At 61.6% G+C, this 25218-nt stretch carries 24 protein-coding genes; 15 read left to right on the forward strand and 9 right to left on the reverse strand.

Annotation, left to right across the window (positions count from 1 at the left end; translation table 11 throughout):
• Window positions 1-22 precede the first annotated feature (22 nt).
• The 13 genes from PCS43_RS12855 to PCS43_RS12915 all read left to right on the forward strand — a co-directional run bounded on the left by PCS43_RS12855 (window position 23) and on the right by PCS43_RS12915 (window position 12745).
• The gene (locus tag PCS43_RS12855; RefSeq protein ID WP_007731634.1) at window positions 23-1312 is read left to right on the forward strand and encodes an aromatic ring-hydroxylating oxygenase subunit alpha; all 1290 of its coding nucleotides are present in this window, start codon (window positions 23-25) and stop codon (window positions 1310-1312) included.
• Between the two features lie 122 nt (window positions 1313-1434).
• A complete protein-coding gene (locus PCS43_RS12860) occupies window positions 1435-2778 on the forward strand; it encodes a M20 family metallopeptidase (RefSeq protein WP_007731632.1) in 1344 nt (447 codons plus the stop codon).
• Window positions 2778-3734 carry a 3-(2,3-dihydroxyphenyl)propionate dioxygenase gene (locus PCS43_RS12865; protein ID WP_007731630.1) on the forward strand — a complete coding sequence of 319 codons (957 nt, stop codon included), beginning with the start codon at window positions 2778-2780 and terminating at the stop codon, window positions 3732-3734. The genes PCS43_RS12860 and PCS43_RS12865 overlap by 1 nt, the downstream gene beginning before the upstream one ends.
• 30 nt (window positions 3735-3764) lie before the next feature.
• Window positions 3765-4637 (forward strand): alpha/beta fold hydrolase, encoded by an 873-nt coding sequence (locus tag PCS43_RS12870; protein ID WP_019746500.1) that lies wholly within the window; start codon window positions 3765-3767, stop codon window positions 4635-4637.
• A 109-nt stretch (window positions 4638-4746) separates the two neighbouring features.
• The gene (locus PCS43_RS12875; protein ID WP_019746501.1) at window positions 4747-5703 is read left to right on the forward strand and encodes an NAD(P)-dependent oxidoreductase; all 957 of its coding nucleotides are present in this window, start codon (window positions 4747-4749) and stop codon (window positions 5701-5703) included.
• Between the two features lie 187 nt (window positions 5704-5890).
• Window positions 5891-6874: an ABC transporter substrate-binding protein gene (locus PCS43_RS12880; protein ID WP_007731624.1), complete on the forward strand. Its 984-nt coding sequence runs from the start codon at window positions 5891-5893 to the stop codon at window positions 6872-6874.
• Window positions 6871-7734 (forward strand): ABC transporter ATP-binding protein, encoded by an 864-nt coding sequence (locus tag PCS43_RS12885; protein ID WP_007731623.1) that lies wholly within the window; start codon window positions 6871-6873, stop codon window positions 7732-7734. The genes PCS43_RS12880 and PCS43_RS12885 overlap by 4 nt, the downstream gene beginning before the upstream one ends.
• Window positions 7731-8567: an ABC transporter permease gene (locus PCS43_RS12890; RefSeq protein WP_019746502.1), complete on the forward strand. Its 837-nt coding sequence runs from the start codon at window positions 7731-7733 to the stop codon at window positions 8565-8567. The genes PCS43_RS12885 and PCS43_RS12890 overlap by 4 nt, the downstream gene beginning before the upstream one ends.
• Window positions 8568-8580: 13 nt before the next feature.
• Complete coding sequence (locus PCS43_RS12895) at window positions 8581-9366, forward strand: class II aldolase/adducin family protein (RefSeq protein WP_054188628.1); 786 nt, start codon at window positions 8581-8583, stop codon at window positions 9364-9366.
• 150 nt (window positions 9367-9516) lie between these two features.
• Entirely contained in the window at window positions 9517-10527 is a 1011-nt protein-coding gene (locus PCS43_RS12900; RefSeq protein WP_209910983.1) for an NAD(P)/FAD-dependent oxidoreductase, read from the forward strand.
• A gap of 3 nt (window positions 10528-10530) precedes the next feature.
• Window positions 10531-10851: a DUF362 domain-containing protein gene (locus tag PCS43_RS12905; RefSeq protein WP_007731605.1), complete on the forward strand. Its 321-nt coding sequence runs from the start codon at window positions 10531-10533 to the stop codon at window positions 10849-10851.
• Window positions 10851-11675: an alpha/beta fold hydrolase gene (locus tag PCS43_RS12910; RefSeq protein WP_209910986.1), complete on the forward strand. Its 825-nt coding sequence runs from the start codon at window positions 10851-10853 to the stop codon at window positions 11673-11675. Before PCS43_RS12905 ends, PCS43_RS12910 begins: the two co-directional genes overlap by 1 nt.
• Window positions 11676-11842: 167 nt before the next feature.
• A complete protein-coding gene (locus tag PCS43_RS12915) occupies window positions 11843-12745 on the forward strand; it encodes an IclR family transcriptional regulator (RefSeq protein ID WP_007731601.1) in 903 nt (300 codons plus the stop codon).
• Window positions 12746-12756: 11 nt separating this feature from the next.
• Here the strand turns inward: PCS43_RS12915 and PCS43_RS12920 are convergent, their stop codons facing one another.
• From PCS43_RS12920 to PCS43_RS12940, 5 genes are all read right to left on the reverse strand, one after another.
• Window positions 12757-14280 carry an AMP-binding protein gene (locus tag PCS43_RS12920; RefSeq protein WP_209910991.1) on the reverse strand — a complete coding sequence of 508 codons (1524 nt, stop codon included), beginning with the start codon at window positions 14278-14280 and terminating at the stop codon, window positions 12757-12759.
• Between the two features lie 15 nt (window positions 14281-14295).
• Complete coding sequence (locus tag PCS43_RS12925) at window positions 14296-15243, reverse strand: quinone oxidoreductase family protein (RefSeq protein ID WP_007731598.1); 948 nt, start codon at window positions 15241-15243, stop codon at window positions 14296-14298.
• A 50-nt stretch (window positions 15244-15293) separates the two neighbouring features.
• On the reverse strand, window positions 15294-17630 hold the full coding sequence (locus PCS43_RS12930) for a CaiB/BaiF CoA-transferase family protein (protein ID WP_230359430.1): 2337 nt from the start codon (window positions 17628-17630) through the stop codon (window positions 15294-15296).
• Between the two features lie 119 nt (window positions 17631-17749).
• Window positions 17750-18721 (reverse strand): ABC transporter substrate-binding protein, encoded by a 972-nt coding sequence (locus PCS43_RS12935; protein ID WP_007731596.1) that lies wholly within the window; start codon window positions 18719-18721, stop codon window positions 17750-17752.
• Window positions 18722-18747: 26 nt separating this feature from the next.
• Window positions 18748-19539 (reverse strand): enoyl-CoA hydratase/isomerase family protein, encoded by a 792-nt coding sequence (locus PCS43_RS12940; protein WP_007731595.1) that lies wholly within the window; start codon window positions 19537-19539, stop codon window positions 18748-18750.
• Window positions 19540-19731: 192 nt separating this feature from the next.
• Between PCS43_RS12940 and tgt the strand changes: the two genes are divergently transcribed.
• Window positions 19732-21021, forward strand: coding sequence for a tRNA guanosine(34) transglycosylase Tgt (tgt, locus tag PCS43_RS12945; protein WP_007731594.1), 1290 nt, complete (start codon window positions 19732-19734; stop codon window positions 21019-21021).
• Here tgt and PCS43_RS12950 read toward each other — a convergent pair.
• The 3 genes from PCS43_RS12950 to PCS43_RS33450 all read right to left on the reverse strand — a co-directional run bounded on the left by PCS43_RS12950 (window position 21012) and on the right by PCS43_RS33450 (window position 23548).
• Entirely contained in the window at window positions 21012-21746 is a 735-nt protein-coding gene (locus tag PCS43_RS12950) for a queuosine precursor transporter (protein ID WP_030535741.1), read from the reverse strand. The genes tgt and PCS43_RS12950 overlap by 10 nt on opposite strands.
• A 117-nt stretch (window positions 21747-21863) precedes the next feature.
• Window positions 21864-22829, reverse strand: a complete 966-nt coding sequence (locus PCS43_RS12955) for a hypothetical protein (protein ID WP_207624207.1) — start codon at window positions 22827-22829, stop codon at window positions 21864-21866.
• 8 nt (window positions 22830-22837) lie between these two features.
• Entirely contained in the window at window positions 22838-23548 is a 711-nt protein-coding gene (locus tag PCS43_RS33450) for an RDD family protein (RefSeq protein ID WP_007731590.1), read from the reverse strand.
• A 130-nt stretch (window positions 23549-23678) separates the two neighbouring features.
• Between PCS43_RS33450 and PCS43_RS12965 the strand changes: the two genes are divergently transcribed.
• On the forward strand, window positions 23679-24332 hold the full coding sequence (locus PCS43_RS12965; RefSeq protein ID WP_007731588.1) for a DUF4190 domain-containing protein: 654 nt from the start codon (window positions 23679-23681) through the stop codon (window positions 24330-24332).
• Window positions 24333-24360: 28 nt separating this feature from the next.
• Here the strand turns inward: PCS43_RS12965 and PCS43_RS12970 are convergent, their stop codons facing one another.
• The gene (locus PCS43_RS12970; RefSeq protein ID WP_209910994.1) at window positions 24361-25101 is read right to left on the reverse strand and encodes an EAL domain-containing protein; all 741 of its coding nucleotides are present in this window, start codon (window positions 25099-25101) and stop codon (window positions 24361-24363) included.
• Window positions 25102-25218: the final 117 nt, after the last annotated feature.

A 25218-nucleotide genomic window follows, 5' to 3' on the forward strand; every position in this document is an offset into this window, starting at 1 on the left:
TTCAGTGTCGAGAGGACTTCACATGACTGGTGTCGAGGCGTCGGAAGCCACGTTCGCGCTGCCCGAGCGGCCACGAGCGGCCGGTCGGCAGGATTGGACGGCATGGCCGGGTTACAACGCAGCCGGCAGCGGATACCGCGGTTACTGGTACCCGGTCACGTGGTCGAACCACATCACCAAAGACCCCAAGAGCTTCACCATCTGTGGTGAAAAGCTGGCGATCATCCGCGACGCAGGCAAGGCATATGCCCTGCACGATCGGTGCCCGCACCGCGGCGTTCCGTTGTCCGAGGGCGATCAGCAGTTCCCGGGAACTGTCAGCTGCCCGTACCACGGCTGGACGTACCGGCTCACTGACGGCAAGCTGGCCGCGGTCATCACCGACGGTCCGGATTCCAAGATCTGCGGCAAGCTGAACGTCCAGACCTATGCGATCGAGGAGCGACTCGGTCTGGTGTGGGTGTACATCCCGATCGCCAACGAGCCGGCGCCGTCCATCGACGACCAGTTGCCGCGTGAGCTGGTGGAGAACAAGGGTATCGTCGGTGGTCGGATTCAGCCCCGAGAAGGCAACTGGCGCTTCGCATGTGAGAACGGTTTCGACGAGGGACATGCGAAGTACCTGCACCGCACCGCATTGTGGCGTCTGTTCAAGCCGATGCCGACGTGGAACATCACGAGCATCGTTCCGGAGGGACGCTGGATCTACCGCGTGCAGGAAGAGGTGTACTGGGAGGCGGAATTCCCGGGCGTGGGAACCTGGACGAACAAGCGGTGGTGGAAGAAGAAGCCGGACGAGACCCAGATTTCGCAGATCGGAAACGTCGGCGCCGGTCTGGACGTCAATCCTGTGATCGCAGCTCAGAACTTCCCCGGTTTTGCTTCACTGTCCATGCCGGGTGTCCTGCGCATCGCGTACCCCAAGTTCATTCACTACGAGTTCTACGTCCCGGTGGACGAAGACAACCACAAGTACGTCGGCCTCATGGTCAACTTCGTCTCCGGCGCAGCAAAATTGGGCTTCTACGCCAAGTACCTCGGCGCGATCCGCTGGCTGTTCCACGGTCAGTTCTCGGGTCAGGATGCGTGGATGGTCGAGGTCACCGACGCACCGCCGGAGAAGCTGTACCGACCGGACGTGTCGCTGACGACGTGGCGAAATCTGGCAGAGGAAGAGTACGCCGAGAAGATCGCCGACGCGGCCAAGCACACCCCCAAGGCGCCGGTCAGGCCCACCCGAGAGCGCCGGACGCCAACGCCCCGCTCGGCCCCTGTCGCCGACGCTCAGATTCCCACCGGCACCAGCGAATAGGAGAGATACATGTTCAAGATTCTGACGGCTGTCGCTATCGGTGCCGCTGTTGCAGTGGCAGTTCCCAAGCTGTGGCAGCTGGCCGGCGAGCGCAGCAATACTCAGGTACATCAGGTCAATCCATGACCACTGCGAGGGCCGATGCTCTCGCAGGCCTAGGCGACGAGCGCCGGGAATGGGTCGAACGAGCCTACGCCCATGTCGATCGTGCGCGATTGCGGGATCTCGCCACTTCGGTGGTCAACATTCCCAGTCCGACGGGTGACGAAGCACCGCTGGCCCGCCACATCACGGCGGTCCTGGCAGCGTCGGGCATCGAGGCCCACACAATGGATCTCGATGATCGGCAAGCGAACTCGTGGGGAAGGCTCCGCGGTGACGGGTCCGGACCGGACCTGTTGCTGTATGCGCCGATCGACACCGTCACGACCGGCGATCCGGCGGAAGACCTGCCGTGGGTGGGAAATGAGCTGCGAGCGGATCTGACGCCGCACGCCCAGTTCGACGAGAACTACGTGATCGGATTGGGTGCGTCGAACCCCAAAGGCCACGCCGTCTGCATTGTCGCGGCGGCCGAAGCAATTGCCGCAGCCGGTATTCCGCTCCGCGGTGACCTGGTGCTCGGATTCGGCGCCGGTGGTATGCCGACCAATGCCCGCCCCGGTGTCGGAAACCCCCGACGCAACACCGGCCAGGGCGTCGGCTGCTCGTTCCTCCTGGAACAGGGAGTGTGGGCGGACTGCGCGTTGATCGCCAAGCCCGGCTGGACGGTTTCCTGGGAAGAAGTGGGACTGGCCTGGTTCGAGATCACGGTGCACGGTCTGCACACCTACGTCGGCTCGCGCCACCGGTTGCCGTACCGCAACGCGATTACCGCAGCCGGCGAGGTGGTCGCCAAGTTGGAGGAATGGTTCCCGAAGTACTCGGCGGCGCATCAGGACGGTTTGGTTGCGCCTCAGGGGATCGTTGCCAACATCCGCGGCGGGTGGGAGCGAACAGCGTCGTTCACCCCCGAGCAGGTGCGCCTTACCGTTGATCTACGGCTCAGCCCGCGGACGACGCCCACCGCGGCCAAGCGCGAACTCAAAGCCGTCGTTGCGGAGATCGCACAATCGCTGGATCTGCAGATCGACGTCGAACAGGTTCTTGCCATCCCCGGTGAGGGTTCCGACCCTCGAATGTGGTTGCGCCGCGCCGCAGTCCACGCGTGGGAAGCTGCCGAAGGAGAGCCGCATCAGGACTTCTTCGACGCGAGTGGAGCCACTGACGCAAACATCCTGCGCAGCCGCGGCATCCCGACGATTCGGGTGGGTATGCCCAAGGTGGTCGACGCACCGTTCGAGGTGGACTTCGCGATGGGGATGAACACTGTGGACCTGGCTGCGGCGGAGAGATTTACGAAGTATCTGATCCGAGTGGCCCTCGACACCGTCACCCGCTCGCTCGAGGAAGTAGGAATCGACTGATGGCGAAGATAGTTCTGGGTATCGGTGCCTCCCACAGCACCTTGATGAACACCCATTGGGAAGAGACGACGCACAAGGCGGAGGCCGAACGCTTCCGGGACGCGCTGTATCTGAGCCGGGAGAAGATCGCGGCGTCGAAACCCGATGTTGTCTTGATTCTCGGCTCCAACCACTTTCGCGGTTTCTGGCTGGATCTGATTCCGGCGTTCACTCTCGGCGTCGGAGAGTGCATTTCCAGTGGCGAGTCAGGAACACCCAAGGGGCCGCAACGGGTCGACGTGGAGTTCGCCAGGCACCTTGCAAACGAGCTGATCGAAGGTGGCCGGTTCGATCTTGCCTACTCGGCGCGATTGCAGATCGATCATGGTCAGTCTCACGCGATTCAGTACCTTCTCGACGGAATCGATGTTCCGATAGTTCCGTTGGTGGTCAACGTATTCGCGCCGCCCCTCCCGACGTTCAAGCGATGTGAGGAAGTGGCGAAGGCCCTGCGGGATGCCGTTGCGTCGTATCCGGCGGATACCCGGGTCGTGGTGATCGCGTCCGGTGGATTGTCTCATCGTCTGCCCTGGCCGGACTGGCGGGATCCGCACGGTGAGGACGAGGATTTCATGGTTCAAGCCTGGCTGGACGGCCGGGAGAACTGGTCCGACTACGACGTCCGGCGACGCCAGATCATCCGCGCAGCCGATGCCGCGATCACTCCGGAGTTCGATGACCGAATTCTTGATCTGTTTGCCAGCGGCAAGGCAAGTGAGCTTGCCGAGTTCACGACGCAGCAGATCGAAGACGAGGCGGGCAACGGTGCGCAGGAGTTGCGGACCTGGCTCATGATGGCCGCGATGCTCGACTACGTTCCGGGTGAACGCCTTGCCTACGAAGCGATTCCCGAGTGGCTCACCGGTATGGGTGTCACGATTCTCGATCCAGCTGGAACAGACAGCGCAACAACATAATCTGCACCTTCAGTAAAGGAAGTTTCTCTGATGACAATCTGGAACGAACTTGCCGGGCTCGATTTCGAGTTGACGACCGTCGACGCCGGCGGTGTGCCCACGCGCTCTCTGCAGGCAGGATCCGGTGACGAGGCCGTGATCTTCCTGCACGGCACCAGCGGACACCTCGAGGCATTTGCACGCAATATTGCACCGCACGCCGAGTCTTACCGGGTTCACGCGATCGACATGCTCGGCCATGGTTACACCGGCAAGCCTGACTACCCGTACGAGATTCCGCGCTACGTCGAGCATTTGGTGAACTACCTCGACGCGGTCGGACTGGACCGTGTGCACTTGGTGGGTGAAAGCCTCGGTGGTTGGGTCGCTGCCTACCTGGCCAGCGAGCAGCCCGAACGTGTTCTGTCGCTGCAGTTGCTGGCAGCAGGCGGAACAGTCGCGAACCCGGTAGTCATGGAGCGCATCAAGACGTCGACCGCGAAGGCCGTCCAGAGTGACGACATCGAATTGACCCGCGCACGTATGCAGTTGCTCATGCATGATCCCGCCGATGCAACCGAGGAATTGGTTCAGGCTCGTCACCGGATCTACCATCAGCCTGACTTTGTCGCCAACATCCACAACCTCCTTTCCTTGCAGGAGATGGAGGTTCGCCAGCGGAACCTGCTGCGCCCGGATCGAATGGCACTCATCAAGGCGCCGACTCTTGTGGTCTGGGGTCAGGAAAATCCGTTCGGTGATGTTCCGGAAGCGAAGAAGATGGCCGAGGATATTCCGGGCGCTCAGCTCGAACTCTACTCGGAGTGCGGTCACTGGCCGCAGCACGAGCAGGCAGCGAAGTACAACCCGCTGAGCCTCGAGTTCTTGGCAAAGGCATCAGCCAGCGCGAAGGCAGCTATCTGAGAAGTTCCTGCCAAATATGCTGCTGCGTAATGGAGCCGGTCTCTCGATTGGGAGGCCGGCTTCCGCGTTTTCGAAGGTACAGTCATCGTCTTACAGCGAAGGAGTTCTCGTGAAGAAAGTACTTCTGCTGACGGCCGACGCCGACAACGGACTCGGTACCGCAATCCGTGACGCCGTCAGGGGTGAGGCGGAGGTAGTTCGATTACCTGAGCGCACCACGGGGGCGCTCCGTGCGGAGTTGCCGACATGCGACGTCGTGGTGGGGGACTGGAGTGGTGATCTGCCACTGGGCAAGGAGGAAGCAGAGCTCGGCCGGAATGTGCTCCTCGTCCAACAGCCTGGTGCCGGAACCAATTTCATCGATGCCGAAGCCTGGCGCGCCGCCGGAGTTCCGGTGGCGAATACTCCCGGTGCAAACGCGAATTCGGTTGCGGAGTGGGCAGTGCTCGCGGCAGGTGTGTTGTGCCGCTCCATGTTCTGGGCGCACAACGAGGTTACCGATGGTCGATGGCCACAGGAATCCATCCTGACGCGCGATTGCCGCGATCTGGCGCAGCGCCGGGTCGGCGTCGTAGGTGTCGGTTCGATCGGCCGCCGGTGTGCAGAATTGTTTGCCGCCTTCGGTTGCGACGTCTACGTCACCGCGCGTTCGAGACCGCGTGACACTGTGGCTGCGACGTTTGTGTCACTCGACGAGTTACTGCCTCTCGCGGATGTCCTGGTGCTGGCCGTCCCGCTTACGGAATCAACTCGGGGACTGATCAATTCCCATCGAGTTGCGCAGTTGCCCACCGGAGCGATCGTGGTCAATGTGGCGCGCGGCGCTGTCGTCGACGACGCGGCATTGGCGCGTGCCTTGCGTTCCAGGCATGTCGGCGGCGCTGCCCTCGATGTGTTCGACGTTGAACCACTACCGATTTCGAGCCCGCTCCGTGGATTCGATTCGACCCTCCTGAGCCCGCACGTCGCCGGCGGCAGCGCCGGAGCGCGTGCGTCGATCTATTCGATGACGGCGCAGAATGTCGCCAGTGCGCTGCGCTCGCAGACAATTCGGTGGACATTGTGATCGAGGGCCGTGTTACCGAAGTATTTCGGTCCGCACGTTCCTCCAGGTGCAGTGTTTCGCCGAGGTAAGTTCCTGTCCCCGGTCCGCACGGTGGACCCGGTTGGTTCTCGGGTGTAGGTACACACAGCTAGGTTTGCTCTCCACGACCCGCAACTGCGGCACAGATCACAAACAAAGGTGTGAGTAGATGGCCTCGCTGTCAAAGTTTGGAAGGACTGCTCTTGTTTCGGCTGCGCTGCTGCTGACCGTTGCAACCGGCGCATGCAGCCGCCCGGCGACGCAAAGCACAGCTGATTCTGCCGGAAGTGGACCACTGCGTATCGCAGTCGGAATCGATGCTTCCTACGCTCCGTTCTTCGTAGCGGATCAGGAAGGCATGTTCGACGCTGCCGGTTTGGACGTCGAACTCGTCCAGTTCGGTCGTGGTGGCGAGGCCGTCGACGCACTCTCGACCGGGCAGGTCCAGATCGCCGGTAGCTCCGATACGACAACGATCGCCCAGTTGCGTCAGAATCCGTCGTTGCGCGCGATGTACTCGTACGAGGCGTCGGGTGACTACATCAAGGTCGTGCTGCGTAACGGTGTCGACTCACCGGCTGCGATCAAGAAGATGGGCATCGTCCCGGGTCTCAGCCAGATTTCGACGGACAAGTACCTCGCTGCCAATTCCATTGCCCCCGGTTCGGTCGAGATGATCTCGGCGACCCCGACGGACATGCCCGCACTGCTCAGTCGCGGCGACATCGACGGGTTTGTCCTGTGGGAGCCGTGGCCGGCCACCGCCCTGGATCAGGGAACCGGCCACGTGGTGGCAGTAACCGGAGACTACGGCTGGTTCTATCATCATTGGGCGATCACGACGGCTCCGTGGTTGTCGGCCAACGAAGAGACAGCGCGAACCGTCGCGAAGGTGCTCGACGAGGCAACGCGCAAGGTCGAGTCGGATCCGGGCGTGGCAGCGTCCGCGACCAAGGCGGCTGTGAACGTCAGCGAGGATCAGACTATTGCCGCGGTGGACGAGATCGACTTCGCCGTGGTGAATCTCGAAGCTGCGGATGTCGAGTCGGCTCAGTCGATCGTAGATTTCTACAAGTCGATCGGTGTTCTCAGCGACCAGCCGGATCTCGAATCGGCAATGCTTCTGGATTGGTACAAGGATGGTGCACAGTGAGTATCGCAACAAGTGGGTCAACGACCAGCTCGACGAATAGCGCGGGGACAGCCGGCCCCGGCAAGAAGAACACCGGTGTTGCCATCGACGTGGTCGACCTCGGAATCAGCTTCGGCGCGGCGGAGATCGTCGCCGGAATCGACATGCACGTGCAGCCAGGTGAATTCGTCTGTCTGCTCGGTCCGAGTGGCTGCGGCAAGTCGACGCTGCTGTCGTCCATGGCCGGCTTCGTGGAACCCAGCGCCGGCGAGATCGTGTGCGACGGAGATGTCGTCGCCGGCAGTAACCGCCACGCCGGCATGGTGTTTCAGAGCTCCGAAGCGTTGTTCGAATGGATGACCGTGAGCCAGAACGTGGCCTACGGCCCCAGGATGCGTGGAGCGAACCGCAGCGAGCAGGCGAGTATCGCGGCCGAGTACCTCGCGATGGTCGGCTTGCCCCACGCGGGTGCGAAGTTCCCCTCGCAGCTGTCCGGCGGTATGCGGCAACGTGTTCAGATCGCACGAGTTCTTGCCAACCAGCCGTCGTTGGTTCTCATGGACGAGCCGTTCGGTGCGTTGGACGCTCAGACTCGTCAGGTTCTGCAGACCGAACTCGACCGTATCTGGCGGCACACCCGCTGCACCGTGGTATTCGTGACTCACGATATCGACGAGGCACTGACGTTGGCTGACCGTGTGATCGTGATGTCGGCCGGCCCGCGGGCCCGGATCAAGAGCGTCTACGAGGTCAATGCGGCTCGTCCGCGAGACCGCAACGATCCCGAGGTGATCGAGCTCTACGAGAAGCTGCGGGACGACATTCGGGCAGAAGTGGTTGCGTCGCTGCGGAACCAAGGTATTGAGGAGGATGAGCTGTGACGGCTGTAGTGACCGGTGGTTCAGCCGGTGTGAGAACAGCGAAGGTGGCGGAGACAAAAAAGCGTTCGTCGGCGCGGCGATCCAAGATTGTCAAAGCGACGCTGATGTATGCAGCCTCAGCGGCAATCGGTTTGGGCATCTGGTCGTTCCTGGCGTGGTGGTACGGGCCGACCACCATTGCATCACCGGCCGAAGTATGGTCGGCGGCACAGGAACTGTGGGAGAGCGGCGTTCTGTGGTCGTCGATCACCGCATCGGGTCAGCGAATTCTCATCGGCTGGTTCCTGGGTGTCGTGATCGGTGCTCCCGTCGGAATTCTGATGGGCCGCATTTCCATCGTGCGACAGCTCCTCGATCCGTACATCGAGTTCTTCCGGTTCATTCCGCCTATTGCGTTTGTCACTCTCGCCGTCGTCTGGTTCGGCATCGGTGAGACGTCGAAGGTTGTTCTGATCTTCTACACCTCGGTATTCATCGTCACGGTCAGCACGATTGCCGCGACTGTAGCGATCAGCGAGAACAAACTGCAGGCAGCGGCAAATCTTGGTGCCAACAAACTTCAGATCATGAAGACGGTGGTCTTGCCGTCGTCGATCCCCGGCATCGTCACGGGCGCTCGCCTGGCGATGGGCAACAGCTTCCTCACCATCGTGTCGGCGGAGATCGTCGCCGCCGACCAGGGTATCGGTTCGATGATCTGGCAGGCTCGAAACTACGGCCGGATCGACTGGACGTTCGTCGGCATCATCGTCCTGGGCATCATGGGCTTCATCTTCGACCGGATTCTCCGCATTCTGTCCTCGCGGTACCTCGCCCGTTACGGCGTCAAATAGTCAGGAGCGCAGCATGAATCACCCGCTGAGCATTGCCGAGCAGGCCGGAATTCCGGGACCGCCCGAGTTCACCGATATCGAGAGTGAGCGGCGTCGTCGCAAGACCGCTGTCATCGGCGGGTATCGGATTTTGTCGAAATTCGGCTTGGACGAGGGAATCTCGGGACATATCACCGCCCGAGACCCAGAAGATCCGGAGACTTTCTGGACTGCGCCGTTCGGGCGGCACTTCTCCCAGGTTCAGCCGGAGGAATTGCTGCATGTGGCGTCGGACGGCGCGGTCATTTCCGGAGACGGACCGCTCAACCGAGCAGCGTTTGTCATCCACAGCAAGGTTCACGAGGCTCGTCCCGACGTCATCGGAGCTGTTCACGCTCACGGTTTGAACGGTAAGGCGTTCTCCTCGCTGCACACCCGCCTCACACCGATCACTCAAGACGCGTGCGCCTTTCACGAGGATCACTCGATCTACGAGGAGTATCACGGGGTGGCGCTGGACGAAGAGGAGGGGATTCGCATCGCGGATGCCCTCGGATCGAACAAGGCCGTGATCCTCACCAACCACGGTCATCTGACCGTCGGAACTTCCGTGGAGAGCGCAGTGTGGTGGTATGTGTCGATGGAGCGGTCGATGCAGGCGGAGTTGACGGCGCGAGCCGCCGGTGATCCGGTTGTCCTGCACGAGAAGATCGCGGCGCAGACCTACGAAGCAGTCGGCACCGAGAAGGTGGGGTGGTTTGCGTACTCGACCATCATCCAGAAGATCGCAGCAGACGAGCCCGAGGTATTCGCGCACTGAATTCTTCGCGCACTGAATTCCTGCGAGCATTGGGCCCGTCGACCGAGAGGTCGGCGGGCCCTTTTCGTGGTGTCCCGCAACTGTTACCGAGGTCTGTTGAGCGGACCGGTTTCATTTGCGTGAGTCCGTCGGCGCAATACCGTATCGAGTGTGAACAAAACGTCTTCCACGGCGACCGACAACGAGATCGGCGTCGATATTCTGATCATTGGTGCCGGCCCCGCCGGGCTGTACGGCGCGTACTACGCAGGCTTCCGCGGCCTCTCGGTTGCCGTGATCGATGCCCTTGCGGAACCGGGGGGACAGGTCAGTGCGATGTACCCGGAGAAGGCGATCCTCGACATCGCGGGATTCCCTTCGGTCAAGGGACGCAACCTCATCGAGGGTTTGATGGCGCAGGCTGCCCCGTTCGATCCGGTGTACCTTCTGGGCATGCAGGCTCGTGAGCTGTCGCATGACGACGACGGCCGGGTGCGGATCACCACCAGCACGGGCCAGGTCGTGGTGGCCGGCGCGGTTGTCATCACCGGCGGCATCGGAACCTTCACCCCGCGTCCGTTGGCGAAGGGTTCGGAGTTCATGGATCGGGGGCTGAGTTACTTCGTCCCGGATTTGTCGGCGCACACCGGGAAAGACGTTGTCATCGTCGGTGGCGGCGACAGCGCGTTCGACTGGGCCGTTCACCTGGAACCGATTGCCAAGTCCGTCACCCTGGTTCACCGGCGAGATCGTTTCCGCGCACACAAATCCACAGTCGCCAAGGTGCAGGAAAGCAGTGTCCAGGTTCTCGTCAACGCCGATGTCTCGGCGGTACGTGGAAACGGGTGGATCGGCGAGGTCGACATCACCCACAAACAAGACAAGAGCACGTCCACGCTGCCCGCTCAATCCGTCATCGCTGCATTGGGATTCACGGCCGACCTCGGTCCGATGATGGAGTGGGGAATCGAGATCGACAATCGCCACATCGCGGTGAACACACGGATGGAGACGAATGTTCCGCGTGTGTATGCCGCCGGGGACATCACGGACTATCCCGGCAAGGTCCGCTTGATCGCCGTCGGTTTCGGCGAGGCCGCGACTGCGGTGAACAACGCTGCGGCAGTGCTGGATCCGGAAACAGAAATCTTCCCTGGACACTCCACCGAACAGGAGAGCTAGGCAATGGCATTTGTCATCGGTGAAGCATGCATCGACTACACGGACCGATCGTGCATGGAAGAATGCCCCGTGGATTGCATCTACGAGGGTGATCGCAAGCTCTACATCAACCCGAACGAATGCATCGATTGCGGCGCTTGCGAATTGGCTTGCCCGGTGGAGGCGATCACCGTCGACCGGAAAGCAGACCCGGATTTCAAGGAAGACAACAAGCGCTTCTTCCTCGAGGTCTTGCCTACCCGTAGCGAGCCCGTCGGAAATCCGGGTGGTTCGGCAAAGATCGACATCGTCGGCGTCGATACCCCGATGGTTGCGGCGTTCTGATGGCTGGCGGCCTGCAACTCGGATACGTTGATTCGTCTTTCGGGCAATTGCATTACGCGCAGCAAGGTTCGGGTGAGGCGATTCTCCTGCTTCATCAGGCGCCCCGGTCGTGGGACGAGTTCCGCGAGTTCATTCCACTCCTTGCCGAAGACTTCCGCGTTGTCGCGATGGACATGCCGGGGTACGGCAACAGTGCTCCGGTGCCCGGCCCGCAGACCATCGAGACCTATGCGCGAGGCGCGTGGGAATTGCTCGACACCCTGGGCGTCGATCGAGTCACGGTCATCGGTCACCACACCGGTGCGGCAGTGGCGCTCGAGATGGCGGCATCACGCCCCGAGAGGGTGCACGCTGCCGTGCTCTCGTCGTGCCCGTGGACCGACCGCAACTACCGCGAGGGGCACTCGGGACCCGGTGGGATCGACTGCGTCGACCGGGCCGCAGACGGTAGCCATCTCACCAGGCTGTGGGAGATGCGTCGCCCCTACTACCCCGAACCAGGCACCGCACTGCTCGACAGGTTCATCCGAGACGCGCTTGCCTACCGGGTAGATCCGGCGGAGGGGCACAAAGCCTGCGCCCGCTACGTCATGGAGGCGAGAGTCGGTTCGGTGACTGCGCCGGTTTTGCTGATCGGCGCGCAGAAGGATCCCTTCTCGATGCCTAACATTGCGCCGTTGCGTGCACACCTGACGGGTGCGGCAGTGGTGGAAACGGAGATCGTCGAATCGGGGACCGTCGCACTCGTCGAGGAGCACGCTCCGCAGATTGCATCCGCCGTCCGCATGTTTCTGGAGAATTACGCAGGTAGGCGCCCCGTGTAAACTCTGCGGGACGGGTTCACTGAGCGGACCGTGTGGCGTGCGTCTCATCGTGTCGTCACCATAGTGTCAGTCTCGAAGCACCTGCACCTAACGAGGACCCCGACCGATCTCGGTCGTTGTGGCACTCGGTCTCGGCAGGCTGTCACAGATCGTTCAGGAGGACACTCATGGCCGCTCCACAACAATCCGTCGGGTTCGGATCCGTACTACCCATCGCGTCGGAAACGACCGCTGCATCGCAGCCTGCAGGTGAACTGTCCTCGGTCCTGGGCAAGGCTCGAATGATCTTGGACGCTTTCGACACCGACCACAGTGACCTGTCTCTGACGGAGCTCACCCGGCGCAGTGGGGTCGCGAAAGCGACGGTTCACCGGTTGGCCGGCGAGCTGGTCGAGTGGGGATTGCTCGAGCGCGCGGGTACCAAGTACCGGCTCGGCCTGCGATTGTTCGAGCTGGGCCAATTGGTGCCGCGTCAGCGGATTCTGCGCGACGCGGCGCTGCCGTACATGGAGGACCTACTGCTGGCGACGCAGGAGACGGTTCACTTTGCGGTTCGTGACGGCATCGACGTCCTCTACATCGAGAAGATCATCGGACACCGCGGGCTCAATCAGCAGTCGCGGGTGGCCGGTCGGCTCCCGCTGTACTGCACCGCCACCGGCAAGATCATCCTTGCCTTCTCCCCGCAATCGGTCTTCGACGAGGTAGTCGAGCAGGGTTTCACCGCCTTGACCAGTCGAACGACGATGTCCGTCAGCGTGCTGCGCCAGCAAACCGAGCGGATGCGTAAGGAACAACTCGCGGTGGAGGTCGAGGAGACACGGCTCGGGTACATGAGCGTCGCAGTGCCGGTGTTCAGCGGCCCGCGCACTCTGGCCGGCGCGTTGTCTGTGACAGCGCCGACGGCTCGCCTCAACGTCAGCCGCATCACCGGGGCCCTGCGCACTGCCGGCGCCGGAATTACCCGAAAACTTCATGCCATGAAGTGCACACATTCGCCGAGCGACCCGCTGGCTCTGCGCACGATCTGCAGTCCGGTGATGTGTTCGTTCAACGGTTGCGGCAAGTAGCGAGGCGCGGTCTATCGCCGGGCGCGGAACACGCTCTTCTCGCAGTCCCAGGTGTGTGGGCCGACGCCCCTCTCACGTAGCACTGCTTTCTGTACCTTGCCGGTTTCGGTGAGTGGCAACGTGTCCACGACGTCGATGTACCGGGGAAGTGCAAAGTACGGCAGCTGTTGCTGGGAGAACTCCAGAATCGAAATGGGGTCGAAAGATACTCCGGGGCGCAGTATTACAGTTGCCATGACGTCGTCCTCGGCCAGATCCGACGGTACCGGGAAGACGGCAACCTGACCGACCGACGGATGCAACGCCAGAACGGTTTCCACTTCGGCCCCGGAAATATTTTCACCGCGGCGCCGAATCACGTCTTTGATGCGATCGACAAATCGGAACCAGCCGTCTGCTTCCCGAATCACCCTGTCACCGGTCTGTATCCAACTCTCCGTCGCCGGAATCTCCTCGCCCAGATAGCCCAGTGAACAGGCGCCGGGGATCGTGCTGCGGACCACCAGTTCGCCGGGCTCCCCGTCTGCGGCAGCAGTACCGTCGTTGACGACTGCGGCGTCGTAGCCACTCATCACCCGCCCCATGTACCCGGCCCGCCGATCTCCCGGAAGTGTGCCGATCACGAGATTGGTTTCGGTACTTCCGAATCCGTCCACGAGTTCTACACCGAATCTCTGGGCAAACGGTTCGATCAGATGAGCCGGCGTTGCGGGGGCAAGTGCCACGTGGACGCTGTGCTGTCGGTCTTGCGGCGATGGGTCCGCGTTCATCAACATGGCCACCATCGCACCCAGCAGGTAGTCGACAGTTGCGCCGATCTCGCGAACTTCGCGCCAATGATTGCGGACCGAAAAGCGTTGTCCCAGGAAAAAAGTAGACCCGGCCCAAAGGGACTGAACAAAGGCATTGAGAGCATTGGTGTGAAACAGCGGCAGGCAGTTGTACAGCACATCGTCCCCGGTGAGCCCGAGTGAGGCGCCGACGCCTTTGCCCCACTGCAGGAACTGCGCGTGCGGGCATCGGACGCCTCGGGGCAGACCGGTGGTGCCGGAGGTGAAGAGTATCGCGGCCAGGTCGAGCGGATCGAGGGTCTCGGGCTCACAGCCCGGATGCGAACCGGCAGTGGGGACGCACTGTTCACCCATGACCCACACGGTGCCGTCGAATCCGGCTACAGCGCCTGAGTATTCGGGTGAAACCAGGATCCGTTGTACACCAGCCTGTTCGAGTGCGCTGGCAACACTGTCGGCTCGGAGGGCCGTATTGAGTGGGACGACAACCGCACCGATCCACGCGCATCCGAGAACAAGGTCTGCCAGTTCGATCCTGTTGCCGGACAGTGCCGCCACGCGCTCCCCACGGCCGACACCGTGATTATGGAGATCCGCCCCCATCGACGCTGCACGATCCCGCAATTCGCGGTAGGTGACCGTGATCCCGTCGACGACGAGCGCCGGGTGCTCCGGACGCTCCAAAGCTCGCCTCCGGATCAAATCCGGAAGCGAGCGCGGAATGGCATGTGCGTCGTGGTGCATGGGTAATTGTATCCCTCAGGGTACGACGACGGCCCGGCCGGCAACCTTGCCCTCACCCATCAACTGCAGTGCCGTTGCGATGTCATCCAGCGGAAACTCCTGCACTGCAACGGAAATCTTGCCTTCGATGAGCAGCCGGATCATTTCAGGTGCCAGTTCGGCTTGCCGGGCAGTCTTGCGAATCATGTTGACGGGCAGGATCCGGACATCGCTGAGCAACCAGTTCGGTAAGTCCAGGGTGAGGCTCTTACCCAAGGTATATCCGATCAGGGCAGCCCGGCCACCGGGGACAACACTCGCCAGAAGGTGCGGCAAGCCGTCGCCGCCAAGCGTGTCGATCACGGCGTCGACGGAAGGCTCGGATCCCACCACTCCGGCAAGTTCGTCGCCTTGCCCGACGACGGGACGCACACCCTCCGGAAGCAAGGCAGCCTGATCTTCGCGCGGTACAACACCGATTACCTCGGACGCTCCGGCAAGCAGAGCGAACTGTGCTGCCATCGATCCGACAGCGCCGGATGCTCCGGCGACAACAACTCGTTCGCCGGGAGCGACGGCTGCAATGTCGTTGACGGCAACATAGCCGGTTGTGCTGGGCAGGAAGAAGGTTGCGGCGACGGCCGGCGACAGTGCGGGATCAAAGGGTGTGAACGCCTTGTCTGCCGCTACCAGATACTCAGCCCAGCAACCGTTCTTGAACAGGCCGACTCCGCCGCCTCGGACCAGAAGGCGGGTGCCAGGCTCATAGGTGTCGGATTCGATTACCGTCGCCGCTCCGTCTGTTCCACCGATATGTGGCAGGTTCGGCTTGACTCCGAAGTTTCCGCTCGCGACGGTGATGTCGAGATGGCCGAGCGCGGCAGCGTCGATGCGCACGAGCGTCTGACCGGATTCACGTGTGGGAATGTCGATGTCGTCGATGACCGGTGAAGTGCCGAACTGATGGAGTCGGGCCGCGCGCATTGTGTCTCCTAGTAGCGATCTGTGAATGGATGTACTGAATATGAGTGCGGTCAGGACAGGATCGACTGGTCGCGAAGTCCGGCGATCAGTTCGTCGCTGTATCCGAGCACCGACTCGAGGACGTCGTCGGTGTCCGCGCCCAGCACCGGCGCAGCGCGTCGGATCGAGCCGGGTTCGGAGTTCCGGCGAACGGGGATGCCTTCGTGGAGGAATGTTCCGGCGAGGGGATGTTCCTGTGCCGAATAGAAACTGCGTGCCCGAAGATGTGGATCGCTCTCGACCAGGTCGCGTCCGTCCTGGACGGTGCCGGCCGCGATACCCGCCGATTGCAAGCGTTCCATGACGGTTTCGGGTGACAGAGTCCTGGTCCAGTCGGCGATGGCGTCGTCGATACGTTCGTGATCGGCTTGGCGGCTTTCTGCACTCGCGAAGTCAGGATTGCCGATCCATTTCTCTGCTTCGATGATGCGGCACAATGCATTCCATTCCGTGGTATCGCGAACGGCAATCGAGCACCACCGGTCGCTGCCGAGGCACGGGTACACGCCGTGTGGTGCCAGTTCGTGATGGCTGTTGCCGATCGGATCGGGGGACTGTGACCGGGCGGCTCGGAGAACGCTGGTACCCATGTGCGCTGCCATGGCTTCGAGTTGTGACAGGTCTACGTGCTGTCCCCGGCCGGTCCGGTCGCGGTAGTCGAGGGCTGCCAGCATCGCGACGCCGGCTTGCAGTCCGGCGACGATGTCGCCATGGCCGTAGATGACTCCGACAACGTCATCGGCGTTCCAGCCGGTCAGTGCGGTCAAACCGGTACTTGCCGAAACGATGTCGGCATACGACACCCAGTCCTTGCGAGGACCGGTGTGACCCATCCCGGACATCGACACGTAGATGATGTCCGGGTTGAGCTCCCGGAGTTGTTCGTAGCCGAGCCCCATCTTGTCCATGACCGACGAGCTGAAATTCTCGACCACGACGTCGGAGTTCCTGATCAGGTCGCGCAGTACCGAAAGGCCCTCTGCGGATCGGGTATCGAGTGTGATGCTGCGCTTGTTGCGGTTGACGTCGTTGAAGTACCCGCTGGTGTTCGGATTGTCGTGCGGTCCTCGCGAGAGATGCATGAACGGTGCAAAGCGAGTCGGGTCCGGGCGTCCGATCGATTCGACCTTGATGACATCGGCACCGTGGTCGGCAAGGATTCTGGTGCCGTACGGGCCCGCCAACACCCACGTGAGATCCAGGACGCGGACACCTTCGAGGCTGGGCGTGCTGCCACCGCTGAACTCGTGGGTTTCGTTCACTGCCACAGGCGAGGTGGCCTTCAAGAGTTCCTGATGCTGGCCCAACCGGGCAGCCTCGAGCGTTCCGATGCGCCGGCCTTCGGGGAAAGCGAAGCCGAACCCGAGATCGCGGTAGGTACCGTGATCTCCGGTCACGTCGGTGAAGAAGTCCCGGTCGTTGAGTTGCGGGTTACGCAGCAGTTCTTCGGGCCGGTCGACCGCTGCCCACGGCAACTTGCGTGACTGCGCGCTGACCGCGAATTCTTCCTTCGGCCACTTCGCGATGAAGGCGGACAGAACGTCGAAAATGTGTTCCTGATGCGTCTTTCGGTAGACCGCGTCGGACCACTCCGGTTGATCGAGATCGTCCTGAGCATCGTTGTCGATCAGCCAGGCCAACATGCCGTCCCACATGCGGGGGCTACCGCCGAGGCCGCCACCGACATAACCGTCGGCGGCCTGGAACAGTCCGTGCGGAACGAGCGGATGTACCCGGCCCGGACGCGGCGGGACGCGGTCCTCGTGAATGTAGGCAAGAGTGCCCGCTTCCAGCGCGGCGGCAACACATTCCTGAGCGCTGATCTCCAGCAACGGGTTGTGGCCCTTGGATCGCGAACGCAGTCCGAGAAGCACGCCGATTGCGGCATTGATTCCGGCGAGCTGCTCAGCCTGGAGTTCGGGGAGCAGCAGTGGAGGGTGCTCGGGATCGCCGACCTGGGCCATCATCCCGCCGAGTGCCGCGACGGTCAGATTTGTTGCCTTCCAGTCACTTCGCGGTCCGGTTGTGCCGAAGGGTGTCACTCGTACGTGAACGAGAGATCCTCGGTTGTCGCGTAGAGCGCCGGTCGCGCTGCCGTCGAGCAGGACGTCGGCACTGCGCAGCAGTGCTTCGAAAGCGAGGCGATCGTTGCTGTCGTCGATATCGAGGACAACGGACTTCTTGCCCGCGTGCCAATGCAAGTACGAATCACCCTGGGACTCGGTGCGACTGGGGTCACCGGTGGGTGGTTCTACCAGAATGACTTCGAAACCCAGCCCGACCAGGATGCGCCCGGCGAATCGCGCAAACGGACTGGAAATCTCTACGACCCGTACCGGGGGATGCACCACAACTACTCCGTTTCAATCGAAAGATATCGCCGAACCGACTGGTGTCGAACGTAGTTCTGCGGCCCGGTGGGCGACATGATTTCGGTCTGCCCACCGGACCCGTTCTCACTCTCCGCTCAGGCGGCGTTCTGCTCGAACCATCCCGAGAGGAGGACAGCGGACGGATCGATGTCCGCGGAGATCTTGCCCTGCTCGCGGAAGAATGCAACAAGTTCGTTTGCGCGCTCCACGTCGTCCTCGGTGAATCCGCGTCCACCGAAATCGATTTGGGTCACCCGGTCTGCGGCCTCGGCCGGGTCCATCTGGATAGACGCGGCAATTGCGGTTGCAGCCCGATCCGGATCCGAGTTCACGATTGCCGACGCTTCCGAGATCACCTTGAACACCTTGCCTGCGGTTTCTTCGTTCGCGGACAACCAGTTGTCCGAAGCGATGATCCATTGGGCGTACTTGGCGCCGAAGTCGCCGGTCGTGGCAACAACGCGCCCGCCGGTATTGACACTCTGCGTCACCCAGGGGTCGAAGGACAGGAAGCCGTCGATGTCACCGCGCGCCAGCAAAGCAGGCTGTTCGGGCGGGCTTGTGCTCACGAGTGTGACCGTCGTGGGGTCGATGCCGAGACTGGCCAGGTACTGGTTCGTGAAGTAGAGACCGATGCCGGGGAAGACGCCCATGGTCTTGATCGACTTCGGTTCGACGCCGTTCCTCAGTACAACCTGGAAGTACCGGTCGGATTCCTGAAATACGCCCAGCGCCCGCAGGCTCGGATTGGCGGCCATGACGGACAGTGCCGTCGAGTCGGCATTGCCGGAGAGTTCCGAAGTTCCGGCTACGACGTTCTGGGCGCCCGCCGCCCCGCCTTCCGTCTGGATGACCTGGACGTCGAGGCCGGCGGCCTCGAACATGCCCTCGTGGTCGGCCAGGAAAATCGGGGCGTACGACGGGTCTACACCAACCGCGATCCGTACCAGGCCACCACTTTCGGCGGAGTTGTCGGTAGCGGGGCGGGTGCATCCGCTGACGGCGATCGTCAGGGCGGCGAGAGAAGCGACTGCGCCCACCCATTTCTTCTGAAATTTGTTGAGCATGATGGCCTCTCGGTAAATGGGAGCTGTCAGCGTCCCGTGAAGGTGGGGGACCGCTTGTCGAGGAATGACTGAAGTCCCTCAGCAGCGTCGTCCGTCTTGATCAGGTCGAGCACTGCCTCGAATTCGAGATCCAGCGCTTGATCGAGCGGCAACGACATGCCCTCGTCGACAATGCGTTTGATCATTCCGATGGTGGCAGTGGGTTTCGTCGCGAGTTCGCGTGCGAGGTCAGCGCAATGCGCATCGAGGTCGGCGTCCGCAACGACGGTGTCGACCAGGCCGATATCGAGTGCATGCTCGGCGCTGAGGCGCTTGCCTTCGATCATGAGCACTTTGGCTCGGTGAGCACCGATGAGGCGTGGAAGTCGCTGGCTGCCACCGGCACCCGGAAAAAGCCCAAGTCCGATCTCGGGGAAGCCGATGGTCGCCGACTGCGCCATGATGCGGAAGTCGCAGGCCAACGTCAGTTCTGCTCCGCCGCCGAGTGCGTGCCCGTTGATCTTCGCGACGACAGGTTTGGGAGCCGACTCGAGGATCCGCTGTACGTCGACCCACGGGCGCATCGCGCGCTGAGTTTCTTCCGTCAGCTCGCGCATCACGGTGATGTCCGCACCGGCGACGAAGAACCGTCCAGTGCCCGTCACTACAATGGCGCGGACGGTCTGGTCCGACGCGAGTACCGGCAGTATCTCCAGAAGCTCGGCGATCATGCTGGGGTTGAATGCGTTGGCTGGAGGTTTGTCGATAGTCACGGTGGCAATCGAGTCTGTGACGTCGACGGTGACGAAGTTGTAGGTCTGGCCGGTCTGTCTCGTCAAGTGAGCTCCTGTCAGCGGGTTGGCGGGGTAAACCGGTCGAGCCGGGGGATGTGTAGTGGGAAGTATGGTGGGGACCCTCACGCGGCGGTACCGCTCGGGTTCGGTCAGTAGACCAATGTCGGATGCTGATCGCGTAGGAACTTTCTTCGCTGTGATCACGGCGATATTTGCTCCTGTGACAGGATTGAGCCCGTGACTTCTGCAGTACCGACACCGCCCGCGCCCTCCGTCGACAAGCGTCCCGAGTCGATTTTCACCATTGGGACCAGGCTCGAGGACCGGCTCGGACGAACCGGAACCATCCACACACCGCACGGCGATATCGCGACGCCGTCGTTCGTGGCTGTCGGAACCAAGGCCACGGTCAAGGCCGTGCTGCCCGAGTCCATGAAGGAACTCGGTGCGCAGTCGTTGCTCGCCAATGCGTACCACCTGTACCTGCAGCCGGGCCCCGACATCGTCGACGAGGCCGGGGGGCTGGGCAAGTTCATGAACTGGGACGGCCCCACCTTCACCGACAGCGGCGGCTTCCAGGTGATGTCTCTTGGCGTCGGGTTCAAGAAGGTGCTCGCGATGGAGGCCGTCGGCGTGCAGTCCGACGACGTCATCGCAAAGGGCAAAGAGCGTCTGGCGACGGTCGACGACGAGGGCGTGACGTTCAAATCGCACCTCGACGGCAGCAAGCATCGCTTCACCCCCGAGGTGTCGATGCAGATTCAGCATCAGCTCGGCGCCGACATCATGTTCGCGTTCGACGAGCTCACCACGTTGCTCAACACCCGCGGCTATCAGGAGCGATCGGTCGAGCGTACGCAGGCCTGGGCGATCCGCTGTATCAATGAACACGAGAAGCTCACCGCCGAACGCGCTGACAAGCCCTATCAGGCTCTCTTCGGCGTGATTCAAGGCGCGCAATACGAAGATCTACGTCGTCAAGCCTGCCGCGGACTCGAGTCGATCGAAGGCGAGAACGGATACGGCTTCGACGGCTATGGCATCGGCGGCGCCCTCGAGAAGCAGAACCTCGGAACGATCGTGCGTTGGTGTAACGAGGAACTACCCGAGAACAAGCCGCGTCATATGCTCGGCATCAGTGAACCGGACGACTTCTTCGTCGCAATCGAGAACGGCGCGGACACTTTCGACTGCGTCAACCCGTCGCGTGTTGCTCGCAATGCTGCGATTTACGTCCGCTCCGGCAGGTTCAACATCAACACCAGCCGATTCCGTCGTGACTTCACGCCTATCGACGACGAGTGCGACTGCTACACGTGCGCCAATTACACCCGCGCGTACATCCATCACCTCTTCAAGGCGAAGGAAATGCTCGCGTCGACGCTTTGCACCATCCACAACGAGCGATTCACCGTGAAGTTGGTCGACGATATCCGAGCCAGCATCGAAGGTGGGTATTTCCACGACTTCAAGGCAGACATGCTCGGAAAGTTCTACGCGGCGAAGACGCCTGCACCTCAGGCGTAGGTCGGTTCGCGCTTCTTCACGTATGCGATGACGCGGTAGGTGATCGGCATGACCAGAACCTCGACAAGCGTCTTCCACAGGAAGCCGACCAGCACGTAGTTGATGAAGTCTTCCCATGTGCTGATGCCGATGACACCGGCCGCGATGGAACAGAAGATGAGGGTATCGGCGAATTCGCCGACGACGGTCGAGCCGATCAGCCGCGCCCACAGATGCTTCTCCTGCATGCGCTTTTTCATCATGACCAGGACCAGTGAGTTCAGTAGCTGTCCGACGAGGTAGGCGGCCAAGCCTGCGACCAGGAGTCGGGGAATGACACCGACCACGGTTTCGAGGGCGGCCTGGTTCTCGTAGAACTCTGCCGACGGGAGTTGCACTGCAATCCAGAAGCACGCAGCGGCAAGAATCAGTGCGCCGAAGCCCAGGTAGATCGCGCGTCGGGTCGCTTTGAAGCCGTAGACCTCGCTGAGCACGTCACCGAGGACGTAGGCGAGCGGGAACAAGAAGAATCCACCATCGGTGATGATGGGCAGAATCTGCAAGGGACCGAGCGAGAAGTCGGAATCCGCAAAGAAGGCGACCCCCTTGGTCGCCGCCACGTTCGAGATCAGCAGCGTTGCGGTGAAGAGCGCGACGATCGTCGGGTAATAACCCCGGCTGACGTGCGCAAATTTGGTTTCGTGGGTCGATTCGTCTTGCTGATCCTGAGCTGTCACGTCCGTCATCCAAGCACCACAAGGCGCTCGGATGCGAGTTGGCGACCGTCCAGTTGCGCAGAACACACCGAAGGCCCTGCGGTTTCACGTGGAACCGCAGGGCCTTCGGTGATGCAAACGAACTGATCAGGCAGCTACATGACCGCCGGTCAGCACGCGGTATGCGTAGGTGCTGGCGATCAGTGCGACGGGCGCCGTCACCAGAAGACCGATTCCACACAGCAGCGCGCCGATGATGTTGATACCGATCAGAGCGAGCGCCAGCAGGACCAACGTTCCGACGTTCGACGAGGTCAATGCGTAACTCGATTTGATTCCCGAAATCGCATCCTGGTTCTTGTCCACGATGAAGGTCAGCGTGTAGTAGAGCAGGAACGCCGCGATGATGCCGGGAATGATGCAGAGGGCCAAACCGACGTAAGTGGCTACGGCTACGAGGAAACCGCCGAGTACAACTGCACCGATGTTCGTGAATTGGAAGAAGGTGCCGAAAGCCGGCTTGATTCCGTCCAATTCGCTCAATGCTCCGCGGAGGAATGCGGCTTGGATGATGTAGCCGACGATAGCGGTGACCAATCCACCCACAATGGACAGCGCGCTGAACTCTGTGTTGGTGTAGTCGAAGCCGTTGAAAGCGCCCTGGATCAGTCCGGCGATCAAGAACGCGATGATCGAGATTCCGATCCAAACCAATGCGTTGTCTTTGAACTTGTTCCAGCCGTAGGTAATTGCCGCACCCACAGAAAGCTGCGGTCCACCGAATCCTGCGCCGTAGTCGTTGGCGGGCGGCGGTGGGAAGTTACCGCCTCCGGGAGGTGGCGGGTATCCACCGGGCGGTGGGTAGTTGCCTCCGGGAGGGGGATAGCTTCCACCCTGCGGAGGCGGCGGATATCCACCTGGCGGCGGGTAATTGCCACCTTGAGGAGGTGGGGGGTATCCACCAGGCGGCGGGTAGCTTCCGCCCTGCGGAGGCCCCGCCGGCGGGGGATAGCTCCCAGGAGGAGGCGTTCCCTGCTGGCCGTAGGGATCCTGGGGCGGGAATTGCTTTCCGTCCTCGGGATTCTGGTTGGGGTCGTGCCCACCGGTTGTCATATGCGCACCTAACCCTTGACTACCTGAGTTCCACCAGCGAGCTCGTCATGCTTGCCCTGCTTGGTGGGGCTGTTGTTGATGGTGACCGCGATGACGATGTACGCAACGAGCGAGAGAAGTCCTCCGATGATCGGAATGATCGACAAGAGGTTGAATGCGTTGCGAATTGCGGACTGCTGCGGAGTGGGAAGGCCCGCGCCTCCCGGGGCCTTCACCGACAGCCCAAGGAGCTTCTTGCCTGGGGTCCAACCTTGTGTGACCTCGAACCCAACGAAATATGCGAATGTCAGAAGGGCAGTCAGCAGGCCTGTTATCCAGTATCCCGAGTCGACGAAGATGATCAGGAGCCCGACCACTAGGCCGAGGATGATGTAGTCGATAAGGCGAGCGCCGAATCGAATACCCAGTCCACCGGCTTCGGCACCCGAAGGCAGCCGGTTTCCTCCGCCGTACGCACCTTGGTCGTTGAACTGCGGAGGCGGCGGGAAGTTTCCTCCCTGGGGCGGCGGCGGGTATCCACCGGGAGGCGGGTAGTTGCCACCCTGAGGGGGCGGGAAGTTTCCGCCCTGCGGGGGCGGGTAGCTTCCGCCTTGCGGGGGGCCGGCGGGAGGGGGGTAACTTCCGGGAGGAGGTGTTCCCTGCTGGCCATATGGATCCTGGGGTGGGAATTGCTTCCCGCCTTCTGGATTCTGGTTGGGGTCGTACCCACCGGTTGTCATGTGTTCCCCTCAGTCGTAAATATCGCGCTCGAGTGTGACAGTGGATATGACCCTACTGGGATCAAAGAGCGATGTGGATGACATCTGCTCACTTGGATTCGGAGGTCACCTGTGGTTTAGGCTGCGTTGTATGACGAGTTCCGGGGGCAACAACGACGATTCTTCGAGCGATTACCAGGCAAAACCTGGGTACGGAGAATTTCCGAGCCTGCCTCCTGAGGGGTACGGCGTGTCCCCGTCCGAAACGCAGTCTTCACCTGAAGTTCCCGGATATACCACTCCCAACGAGCAGTACCCGGGTTATCCACCGCCGTCGTACAACCCGCCCGGTAATAACCCCCAGCCGGGCGGAATCGGTGAACCGAACCCGTACCTGCCGCCGCAAAATTTCGGACCGCAGAATCAATATCAGCAGAATCAATATCAGCAACCCGGACAATACGGACAAGCTCAATACGGACAGGCTCAGTACGCTCAGCCGCCGAATGCGTACGGTCAACCGAATCAATTCGCGGGTGGGTACGCACCGCCGATGCAGCCGGTCGGCACCAATGGTCTCGCAATTGCATCGCTGGTTGTATCGCTTGCGGGTGGTTGCTTCTACAGTCTCGGCGGAATCGTCGGAATCATTCTGGGAATTGTCGCGCTCAATCAGATCAAGCAGACAGGTCAACAGGGGCGCGGGCTTGCGATAGCCGGAATTGCGGTCGGCGCGGCCTTCTTGGCAATTTTTGCCGTGATTCTCGTGGTCGCACTCATAGCGAGTGCATCGTCGTCGTACTGAAGTGTCGTCGTGCTGAAGTGGCGAGCGCTCACACGGGAGTGACGACGGACGACGCAGGAAGTGGCTTGCCGAAGTAATAGCCCTGGCCCATGTCGCAGCCGGCCCGCAAGACGTTGGCTGCGTGTTCCGCGGTTTCGACGCCCTCTGCGATCGAATCAAGCCCTAGCTTCCGAGCGATGTCGGCGATGGACTCCATGACCATGCAGGCACGGTCTCCAGCACGACCCGCTGCGCTGACGGCCCAGGTCAAGGATTGGTCGATCTTGAGAATATCGAGCGGCAATTCCGACAATGCGGAGAAAGACGCGAAGCCCGCCCCGAAATCATCCAGCGCGATTCGAATTCCCTCGTTGTGCAAGACGTGAAGAGTCTCGGCGGCATGCCGGCCTACGACGCCGAGCTCGGTGACTTCCACGATTATTCTGCTCAGTGGCGTTTGTGAACTGTCGAGGGCTCCGAGGATCTCGTGAGCGGCGTGCGGGGTAGCGAGTTGGCGAGGCGAAAAGTTGACCGCGACCATCATGTGCTCAGGCCACGACGCTGTTTGGGCACAAATAATTTCCAGAGCTTGTAGCCCGATGGGAATGATGAGCCCAGAGGATTCGGCGGAGCGCATGAAATCTTGAGGTTCGATCAACCCTCGCAGCGGATGGCGCCAACGCAAAAGAGCTTCATAGCTGATAATTGCTGACGAGTTCAGATTGACCTGGGGTTGATACAACACCTCGAATTGATGGTCGTCGAGTGCCTCGCGAAGCTCGCGGACCATGCGTATTCCTTTTCGTCCTGAGTCGCCCGTGCCGCACGTGCGTGTCAGCGTGGATGCTGCAAGTGGGTACTGTGGTCGGATTCCAGGTTCAGATCCCGGGCGTGGTTTTGCAGGAAC

The sequence above is a fragment of the Rhodococcus sp. C-2 genome (assembly GCF_027854095.1).
GTDB lineage: Bacteria > Actinomycetota > Actinomycetes > Mycobacteriales > Mycobacteriaceae > Rhodococcus_F > Rhodococcus_F qingshengii.

Coding starts and splice junctions, on each gene's coding strand:
- PCS43_RS12935 (WP_007731596.1), bottom strand. CDS start 18,721: ATGCTCAACAAATTTCAGAAGAAATGGGTGGGCGCAGTCGCTTCTCTC.
- PCS43_RS12955 (WP_207624207.1), bottom strand. CDS start 22,829: ATGACAACCGGTGGGCACGACCCCAACCAGAATCCCGAGGACGGAAAG.
- PCS43_RS12925 (WP_007731598.1), bottom strand. CDS start 15,243: ATGCGCGCGGCCCGACTCCATCAGTTCGGCACTTCACCGGTCATCGAC.
- PCS43_RS12965 (WP_007731588.1), top strand. CDS start 23,679: ATGACGAGTTCCGGGGGCAACAACGACGATTCTTCGAGCGATTACCAG.
- PCS43_RS12905 (WP_007731605.1), top strand. CDS start 10,531: ATGGCATTTGTCATCGGTGAAGCATGCATCGACTACACGGACCGATCG.
- PCS43_RS12895 (WP_054188628.1), top strand. CDS start 8,581: ATGAATCACCCGCTGAGCATTGCCGAGCAGGCCGGAATTCCGGGACCG.
- PCS43_RS12920 (WP_209910991.1), bottom strand. CDS start 14,280: ATGCACCACGACGCACATGCCATTCCGCGCTCGCTTCCGGATTTGATC.
- PCS43_RS12880 (WP_007731624.1), top strand. CDS start 5,891: ATGGCCTCGCTGTCAAAGTTTGGAAGGACTGCTCTTGTTTCGGCTGCG.
- PCS43_RS12970 (WP_209910994.1), bottom strand. CDS start 25,101: ATGGTCCGCGAGCTTCGCGAGGCACTCGACGACCATCAATTCGAGGTG.
- PCS43_RS12950 (WP_030535741.1), bottom strand. CDS start 21,746: ATGACGGACGTGACAGCTCAGGATCAGCAAGACGAATCGACCCACGAA.
- PCS43_RS12915 (WP_007731601.1), top strand. CDS start 11,843: ATGGCCGCTCCACAACAATCCGTCGGGTTCGGATCCGTACTACCCATC.
- PCS43_RS12910 (WP_209910986.1), top strand. CDS start 10,851: ATGGCTGGCGGCCTGCAACTCGGATACGTTGATTCGTCTTTCGGGCAA.
- PCS43_RS12855 (WP_007731634.1), top strand. CDS start 23: ATGACTGGTGTCGAGGCGTCGGAAGCCACGTTCGCGCTGCCCGAGCGG.
- PCS43_RS12860 (WP_007731632.1), top strand. CDS start 1,435: ATGACCACTGCGAGGGCCGATGCTCTCGCAGGCCTAGGCGACGAGCGC.
- PCS43_RS33450 (WP_007731590.1), bottom strand. CDS start 23,548: ATGACAACCGGTGGGTACGACCCCAACCAGAATCCAGAAGGCGGGAAG.
- PCS43_RS12870 (WP_019746500.1), top strand. CDS start 3,765: ATGACAATCTGGAACGAACTTGCCGGGCTCGATTTCGAGTTGACGACC.
- PCS43_RS12865 (WP_007731630.1), top strand. CDS start 2,778: ATGGCGAAGATAGTTCTGGGTATCGGTGCCTCCCACAGCACCTTGATG.